This is a genomic window from Streptomyces sp. NPDC029216, from assembly GCF_040648015.1.
GTDB lineage: Bacteria > Actinomycetota > Actinomycetes > Streptomycetales > Streptomycetaceae > Streptomyces.
In genome coordinates this window covers 42,779-49,446 of the sequence record NZ_JBEZWL010000052.1, presented here as the reverse complement: position 1 = coordinate 49,446, position 6,668 = coordinate 42,779, and the positions used below count along the sequence as shown (strand labels likewise).

Annotated in this window: 7 protein-coding genes; 3 read left to right on the top strand and 4 right to left on the bottom strand. The window is 72.4% G+C overall.

What is annotated here, in order from left to right; genetic code table 11:
• Positions 1–168 precede the first annotated feature (168 nt).
• The gene (efeO, locus tag AB0F18_RS20010; RefSeq protein WP_362062418.1) at positions 169–1,320 is read right to left on the bottom strand and encodes an iron uptake system protein EfeO; all 1,152 of its coding nucleotides are present in this window, start codon (positions 1,318–1,320) and stop codon (positions 169–171) included.
• A gap of 506 nt (positions 1,321–1,826) precedes the next feature.
• Here efeO and AB0F18_RS20005 point away from each other — a divergent pair.
• Together AB0F18_RS20005 and AB0F18_RS20000 are read left to right on the top strand one after the other, a co-directional pair.
• On the top strand, positions 1,827–3,314 hold the full coding sequence (locus AB0F18_RS20005; RefSeq protein WP_362062415.1) for an HtaA domain-containing protein: 1,488 nt from the start codon (positions 1,827–1,829) through the stop codon (positions 3,312–3,314).
• Between the two features lie 30 nt (positions 3,315–3,344).
• Positions 3,345–3,995, top strand: coding sequence for a PhzF family phenazine biosynthesis protein (locus AB0F18_RS20000; protein ID WP_362062412.1), 651 nt, complete (start codon positions 3,345–3,347; stop codon positions 3,993–3,995).
• 12 nt (positions 3,996–4,007) lie between these two features.
• On the opposite strand, the gene AB0F18_RS19995 is transcribed toward AB0F18_RS20000, so the two are convergent.
• Positions 4,008–4,655 carry a biliverdin-producing heme oxygenase gene (locus AB0F18_RS19995; protein WP_362062409.1) on the bottom strand — a complete coding sequence of 216 codons (648 nt, stop codon included), beginning with the start codon at positions 4,653–4,655 and terminating at the stop codon, positions 4,008–4,010.
• Between the two features lie 127 nt (positions 4,656–4,782).
• On the bottom strand, positions 4,783–5,640 hold the full coding sequence (gene map, locus AB0F18_RS19990; RefSeq protein WP_362062406.1) for a type I methionyl aminopeptidase: 858 nt from the start codon (positions 5,638–5,640) through the stop codon (positions 4,783–4,785).
• 72 nt (positions 5,641–5,712) lie between these two features.
• Between map and AB0F18_RS19985 the strand changes: the two genes are divergently transcribed.
• Positions 5,713–5,961: a hypothetical protein gene (locus tag AB0F18_RS19985; RefSeq protein WP_362062403.1), complete on the top strand. Its 249-nt coding sequence runs from the start codon at positions 5,713–5,715 to the stop codon at positions 5,959–5,961.
• 12 nt (positions 5,962–5,973) lie between these two features.
• Here AB0F18_RS19985 and AB0F18_RS19980 read toward each other — a convergent pair whose 3' ends face one another.
• On the bottom strand, positions 5,974–6,597 hold the full coding sequence (locus AB0F18_RS19980; RefSeq protein ID WP_362062400.1) for a hypothetical protein: 624 nt from the start codon (positions 6,595–6,597) through the stop codon (positions 5,974–5,976).
• Between the last annotated feature and the right edge of the window lie 71 nt (positions 6,598–6,668).

Below are 6,668 nucleotides of genomic sequence, written 5' to 3'. Positions count from 1 at the left end.
CGATCGCCGAGCGCGAGGCCCGCGCCGCCCCAGCCGAGCACGGCACGGCGCGAGGGCGCGGCGGCGCCTTCGGCGGACTCGGACTCCTGGGTGGACTCCTGGGCCTCGGACACCTTCGGCTCCTGGGCGTCGGTCATGGTGGGATCTCCCGCTCTGCCTGGCTGTGGACTACTTGGCGACCGCGGCGGCCAGCTTCGAGAGCGGCTCGGCCAGGGCGCTGACGCCGTCCGAGAGCTCCTTGCGCTCGGCCTCGCCGACCTTGTCGTACGCGGTGAACTCGTAGCTGCTCTTGTCGGCCCGGTACTTGTCCAGGAGGGTGTTCAGCGCGGCGAACTGGGTGTCCAGCTGCTTGGCGAGCTCCGGGTCGTTCTTCGCGGTGACGGACTTGAGGAGCTCGTACGACTTCTGGGCGCCCTCGACGTTGGCCTTGAAGTCGACCAGGTCGGTGTGGCTGTAGCGCTCCTCCTCGCCGGTCACCTTGCCGGTGGCGACCTCGTCGAGGAGCTCCTTGGCGCCGTTGGCCATGGAGGTGGGGGTGATCTCCGCCTCGCCGACCTTCTTCTGCCAGGCGGTGAGGTCGGTCATCAGGGTGTCGGCGAGCTTCTTCTCGTCGTCACCGATCTTGTTGTCCTGGAACAGGGCCTTCTCCAGGCGGTGCCAGCCGGTCCAGTCCTTGGCCGGGTCCTGGCCGGCCTCCAGGCCGTCCTCGCGGACGTCGACCTTCGGGTCGATGTCGCCGAAGGACTCGGCGACCGGCTCGGTGCGCTCCCAGCCCAGGCGGGAGGGGGCGTAGGCCTTCTTCGCGGCCTCCAGGTCGCCGGCCTTGACGGCGTCGGCGAAGACCTGGGCCTTCGGGAGGGTCTCGTCGGCCTGCTCCTGGACGTACTTGCGGTACGCGGCCACGGCGGCGTCCAGCTCGGGGCTGCGCTTCTCGCCGCCGCCCTTGCCGGTGGCCTTGACCTTGGTGCGGATGCCGTCGCCCTTCATGCCGGGCTTGCAGGCGAAGAGGTACTCGCCGGCCTTGATCTCGGCGGTGATGGTGGCCTTGGTGCCGGGGCCGATGTTCTCGCGCTCGGCGACGATGCGGTCGTCCGGGAAGAGCACGTACAGCTCGGTGACCTTGGAGCCCTTGTTCTCGACCTCGATGGAGACCTTGCCCGCCGGGAAGTCGGTCTTGGAGACCTCGCAGGCGCTGTCGGTCGCGTTCACGTGGATCACGTCCGAGCCGCCCTTGTCGCTCTTCTCCGCGCAGCCGGTGACGGCGGTGAGCGCGGCGACGGCTGCGGCCGTGGTGAGGACGGTGAGGCGGGCGGGGCGCATGGGGGCTCCTGGCGAGGGTGGAGGCGTGGGGCAGCCTGGTGAGGCGGACCTAACTTAACCGAGGCTTACCTGACCGATACCCACTCGTCCAGTGATTCAGCTCTCACCTTCCGGCCCCGGACACGAGCCCGTCACGACCCCTCCATGACCGGCTCAAGCGAAAGTCAAGCGAAGGTCAAGCCCCGTCCGCATTCCGTGCGGGGCCGGGGTTGCCGTCCGGTTTGCCCGGGCTCCGCCCGCTGGCGGAGCGCCAGGGGCGCACTGGTGCGCGGGTGTGGCGCAGCGGCCGGGGAAGGCGTTGGCGGCGATCTCCGCGGCCACGGGGACGTACGGCGGCCAAATCGGCGTGCTGGACGCCCAGTTCACCGGTACGGTCCACTCGCGGGCGCCCATCTCGACCTGAAGCCCGGCAGGGTGAGCTCTCCGCCGCCGCTCCGGCCGCCGGGGCGGGGGAGTCCTCGCACACCGGGTCCCTCCCCCTCCCGTTCTTCCAGGAGTCCTCAGCCATGACCTCCCCCTCCCTCCGCCCGGCCGCCGTCGCGGCCGCCCTCCTGACCGCCGCCGCCCTCGGCACCACCGCCTTCGCCCTCCCCGCGATGGCCGAGGGCGGCACCCCCGCCGCCGGAGCCCAGGCCACCGCCGCGCCGGTACCGGTCACGGGCGGCAGCCTCGACTGGGGCCTGCTCGACAGCTACCGCAACTACGTCCAGCACATAGCCCAGGGCACGATCACCGCCAAGGACGGCGCCGAGGTCAACCGGGACGGCACCTTCCGCTTCACTGCGGCCACCGGCCAGTACGACAAGGGCGGCAGCAACGTCGTGAAGGCGGCCTTCAAGGGCTCCGTCACCTTCGAGAGCAAGGCCCACGGTTTCACCGTCACCCTCGACAGGCTCCGCATCGACTCCGGTACGAAGACGCTGACGGCCGACGTCACCCGGAACGGCAAGCTCGCCCCGGACGTCGTCGTGGCCACGGTGGAGTTCGCCGGCGAGAAGACGGCCGGCCTCAAGACCACCCTCACCAAGGAGCTCGCCGACCTCCTCGGACCGTCCGATTACGCGGGCCGCGAGGGCGACCGGCTGACGGCCGCCCTGGAGTTCCCCAAGCCCCCGACCGACCCGACCCCCTCGGCGCCCGTGTCCTCGCCCGCCCCCAAGCCCTCGCCGTCCAGCACGCCTTCCCCCTCGGCCACCCCTTCCCCCTCGGTCACCCCGTCGGCCTCGGCCACCCCGCCCGCCGACGGCCCGCAGCAGCTGCGGAGCGGCAAACTGGCCTGGGGCGTGAAGGAGTCCTTCCGTACCTACGTCACGACGTCGGGCGGCACCGTCACCCCCGAGGGCGGCGCCGCCAAGAACGGCGACAGCTTCTCCTTCAGCGGCGGCGCGGGCACCCTCGACGCCAAGGCCCAGAAGCTCCACGCCTCCTTCCAGGGCGGCCTGCGCTTCCAGGACCAGGCCCACCACATCGACCTGACCTTCGCCAACGTCCGCATCGACGCCCAGGGCGCCAAGGGCACGCTCGTGCTGGACGTGAAGAACGCCGCCGGTACGCAGACGAACGTCTCCTTCGCCACGCTCGACCTGACGAAGGCCGACTACAAGACCAAGAACGGCGTGCTCACCCTGGACGCCGTCCGCGCCGCCCTCACCGCCGAGGGCGCGGCCGCCTTCTCCGCCGACGGCGCCCGCTCCGACTACCACGCGGGCGACCGGGCCGACGACGTCAACCTCACGGTCTCCGTGGACAAGGACGCCCCGCTCCCGACGCCGAGCGCGAGCACCACCGCCACGACGGGCGGCACCTCCGGCGGCTCGACGGGCGGCACGGCCGGGGGCTCCACGGGGGGAGCGACCGGCGGCAACCTCGCCTCCACCGGCTCCGACATCCCGGCCGGCGTCCTGCTCGCCGCCTCCGGTGCGGTCGTCGCCGCCGGCGCGGGCGCGGTCTGCCTCGGGCGCCGCCGCCGCAACGGGGTCGCCTCCCAGAACTGAGCCCGCGCCGGGCCGTGCTTGAATGCCGCTGTGAACGATCTCGACGTGATCAAGGTGTTCTGCGCGGGTGACGGCCGGCACGGCAACCTGCTCGGAGTCGTCCGCGACGGCCGCACCGTCCCGGACGACGCGGCCCGGCAGGCCCTCGCCGCCGAACTCGGCTACAGCGAGACGGTGTTCGTCGACGACCCCGAACGCGGGGTCGTCGACATCCGCACCCCCGGCACGCGCATGTCCTTCGCCGGACACCCGCTGGTCGGACTCGCCTGGCTGCTCGACATCGAGGAGCTCCAGCCGCCCGCCGGGTCCGTATGGGCCCGCAACGACGGGGAGTTCACCTGGATCACGGCCCGCCCCGAGTGGGTCACCGGCAAGAACACCCGGCAGTACGCCAGCGCCGCCGAGGTCGAGGCGCTGCCCACCCCGCCGCCCGGCGAGGGCTGGCTGTACGCCTGGGCCTGGGAGGACGAGCCCGCCGGCCGCATCCGCGCCCGCGGCTTCCCGCGCCGCCCCGACGGGGCGATCCCGGAGGACGAGGCCACCGGCTCGGCGGCGATCCTCCTCACCGCCGAACTGAACCGCGCCCTGAACATCACCCAGGGCGCCGGCTCCCAGATCCTCACGGCCCCGGGCCCGGACGGCACGGTGGAGATCGGCGGCCGCGTCCGCTTCGCGTCCTAGCCCGGCCGGGGGTCAGGCGCTGAGCGGGAACTCCTCGCCCAGCTCCCGGAACACCGCCCCGTTGTAGTCGAAGGCCCGCTTGCACTCGTCGACGATCCGCTGCTTCTCCAGATCGTCGGCGGCGATCGCGTCCAGCAGCTCCCGGTACCCCCGCTTGAACGCCGCCGGGTTGGCGATGTCCGCGAAGACGTAGAACCGCACGCCGTCGCCCTTGCGCGCGAAGCCCCAGGTGCGCTCCGCCTTGTCCCGGATGATCTGCCCGCCGGAGAGGTCGCCCAGGTAGCGGGTGTAGTGGTGGGCCACGTACCCGCCCGGCCAGGTCGCCGCGCACTCCGCCACGCGGGCCGCGTACGCCTCCGTCGCGGGCAGGGCCCGTACGCTCTCGCGCCAGCCGGGCCCGAGCAGGTGCGCGAGGTCCCGCTCGATCTCCGCCACCCGCATCAGCTCGGGCCGGATGAACGGCCCCGCGACCGGGTCCTCGCGGAGCGCGTCGGCGGCGTCCTCCAGCGCCCGGTACACGAACCACAGCTGCTCGGTGTAGCGGGTGTAGGCGTCCACGCCGAGCCGCCCGCCGAGCAGGTCGCTCATGAACGTGGAGGTCTCGGCTTCGGTGTGCTGCTCGTGCGAGGCGACACGGATGACCGTGGAGAAGGCGTCCAAGACGGACCTCCAGAGAGAGGAATCGGGCGCGACGGCACACTGCCGCCACGCCCGATCCTCCTGCTTAGGCATACCTAAGTCAATGTGTTCCCGACGCTCTGTCGGTAAAAAATCCCCTCGCCCGCACCTACGGCAGGGTGAGGATCTCCGCGCCCGTCTCCGTCACCACGAGCGTGTGCTCGAACTGCGCGGTCCGCTTGCGGTCCTTCGTGACGACCGTCCAGCCGTCGTCCCACATGTCGTACTCGTGCGTACCCAGCGTCAGCATCGGCTCGATCGTGAACGTCATGCCCGGCTCCATGACGGTGGTCGCGTGCGGGCTGTCGTAGTGCGGGATGATCAGGCCGGAGTGGAACGACGCGTTGATGCCGTGCCCGGTGAAGTCCCGGACCACGCCGTAACCGAACCGCTTCGCGTACGACTCGATGACCCGCCCGATGACGTTGACCTGGCGCCCCGGCTTGACCGCCTTGATCGCACGGTTCAGGGCCTCGCGGGTGCGCTCCACCAGCAGCCGCGACTCCTCGTCCACCTCACCGCACAGGTAGGTGGCGTTGTTGTCGCCGTGCACCCCGCCGATGTACGCGGTCACGTCCAGGTTCACGATGTCGCCGTCGCGCAGGACGGTCGAGTCGGGGATGCCGTGGCAGATGACCTCGTTGAGCGAGGAGCACAGCGACTTGGGGAAGCCCCGGTAGCCGAGCGTCGACGGGTAGGCGCCGTGGTCGCACATGTACTCGTGCGCGACCCGGTCCAGCTCGTCCGTGGTCACCCCCGGCACGATGTGCTTCGCGGCCTCCGCCATCGCCTGCGCGGCGACCCGGCCGGCCACGCGCATGGCCTCGATGGTCTCGGCGGACTGCACCTCGGGTCCCGTGTACGGCTTGGGGCCGGGCTTGCCCACGTACTCGGGACGGCGGATGTTTCCGGGAACGGAACGGGCGGGAGAGAGCTCGCCTGGTACGAGCAGCGACTGGCCAGACATGCAAGCGAGTGTATCCAGCCCCCATGGGGCAGCATGGCGCTGTAGACGAGGACCGAGAGGAGCCTGGAGACGATGGCCCTGTTCAAGAAGCGCCAGGTGGGGAAGCCGGGCGAGTGGTACTACTGCCTGGTCCACCAGAAGGTCGAAGAAGGCCCCGAGTGCCCCGCCAAGGACCGCTTCGGCCCGTACGCGAGCCGCGAGGAGGCGTCCCACGCCATGGAGACGGCGCGGGAACGCAACCTCGAGTGGCAGAACGACCCCAAGTGGAACGAGCGGGCCGGCGAGGAGGAGGGGGACGGCACCGGCACGGCGACGCCCTGACGGATCCCCCCGCTACCAGCGGCTGGGCGGCGGCGCGGTCAGCTGATCGGCCAGCCGCGCCAGCCGGTCCCGCAGCCGGCGCCCGCCCGGACCCCGACCCGTACCCCGCCGCGCCGGCAGCCCGTTCTCCCCGGCCGCCGCACCGACCAGGTGCTGCACGGTGTCCAGGTCCAGCGCGCAGTCGTCGGCCGGCACCGACAGCGCGTCGTGCGCGAGGGCCCCCAGATCCGGGTCCCCGCCGTCCAGCGACAGCACGGCCGCCCCCGCGCGCCGGGCGTCGTGGATGCGCTCCAGCAGCCCCTCGCCCGGCCGCTCCGGAGCCACCACCAGCAGCGTGTGCCCGCGCCGGGCCGCCTCCAGCCGGCCCAGCCCGACGGACAGGTGCGGCGGCGCCCCGGGCAGCACCCGGTGCCGCACCAGCGTCGGCGCCAGCTCCGGGCGGCCCGACCAGGCGGCCTCGTCCACCAGGTGCGCCGCCAGGTGCCAGGGCTCGTACTGCTCCGTCCCCACCAGCAGCAGGCCCCCGCCGGCCGGCACCACCGCACGCCGCAGCGCCCCGGCGAACCGCCGGGCCTCACCCGGCCACGGCGTCCCCGCGAGCACCTCGCGCAGCAGCGCCACCCGCACGGCATCCATGGCCCGCATCCTGCCCCACGCGCCGGGCGCCCGGGACCGGTTCCGCACCTCTCCCGCCCCTTCGGCCCAAC

Coding starts and splice junctions, on each gene's coding strand:
- efeO (WP_362062418.1), bottom strand. CDS start 1,320: ATGCGCCCCGCCCGCCTCACCGTCCTCACCACGGCCGCAGCCGTCGCC.
- AB0F18_RS20005 (WP_362062415.1), top strand. CDS start 1,827: ATGACCTCCCCCTCCCTCCGCCCGGCCGCCGTCGCGGCCGCCCTCCTG.
- map (WP_362062406.1), bottom strand. CDS start 5,640: ATGTCTGGCCAGTCGCTGCTCGTACCAGGCGAGCTCTCTCCCGCCCGT.
- AB0F18_RS19985 (WP_362062403.1), top strand. CDS start 5,713: ATGGCCCTGTTCAAGAAGCGCCAGGTGGGGAAGCCGGGCGAGTGGTAC.
- AB0F18_RS19980 (WP_362062400.1), bottom strand. CDS start 6,597: ATGGATGCCGTGCGGGTGGCGCTGCTGCGCGAGGTGCTCGCGGGGACG.